Consider the following 870-nt stretch of genomic DNA (forward strand, 5'->3'; position numbering starts at 1 on the left):
TCTTCCACGAACCCCGCATCGTACTCTGTGACGAGCCATATCGTGAGCTTGTGCTGGTAGTCCAGCACCTTCTGACGGATGTGGCGTTTGACCTTCGCAACCGCTTGGCGCTGGTTTTCGTAGTTGTTTGACCCGTGTTCTTTCCGTGAGAGTTTGCGTTGTTCACGGTACAGACGCTCGTATTCGTCTTCGAGGTCGATCCAGTCCACAGTCGTCCCGTCCGACGTGTGGATATAGTTGAGGATGCCGAGGTCAACGCCGACGCTATTGTCCGCGTTGAGCGAGTCCACGTCGGGTTTCTCAGGCAGGTCAGCCTCGTCGGTTTTCAGCCCGAAAGAGATGAACCAGTCACCGGTCGTCTCTTTTTTCACTGTGACTTCTTTGATAGCTGCTTCGTCAGGGATCTCGCGGTGGTAGCGGAGTTTGATATCTCCGATTTTGGAGAGCCAGAGCGTCGCGCGTCTGCCACTCGTGTTTTTGAGTTCGAAGCCAGACTGCGAATACGTCATACTCTGGAACTCTCTCGGAGACTTCCAGTTGAGCTTCCCGACCTTGCGTCCGTTTTGCTTCTGCTCGGAGAGTCCAGTGAGATTCTGGTAGAACCGAGTGACGGTTCGTTGTAGAGCCTTCGAGTTGACTTCCGAGAAAACGGGGAACTCATCTTTCCAGTCGGGGAGTCGGGAGTGGTGCTTGTACGCAGAGCCGATGTCGTCGGCGTCCACGTTCTCGTACTCGTACAGGGTGTAGTTGTACGCTTGGCGATGAATGTCGATATGGTAGTCTAGTTCAGCCGCTACCTGTTGTGTCGGGTAGGCATGGTAGCGGTGACTGTATTCCATCGCTGTCTATTGATTATCGATATGTTGTGTT

The 870-nt window shown here is 53.6% G+C and carries 1 protein-coding gene; it reads right to left on the minus strand.

The features are described 5' to 3' along the window. Positions 1–839: RNA-guided endonuclease TnpB family protein (locus EXE44_RS17310; protein WP_137717999.1), on the minus strand; the 839-nt coding region annotated here is incomplete at its 3' end. Positions 840–870: the final 31 nt, after the last annotated feature.

The sequence above is a fragment of the Halorubrum sp. SS7 genome (assembly GCF_005435055.1).
Classification (GTDB): domain Archaea; phylum Halobacteriota; class Halobacteria; order Halobacteriales; family Haloferacaceae; genus Halorubrum; species Halorubrum salinarum.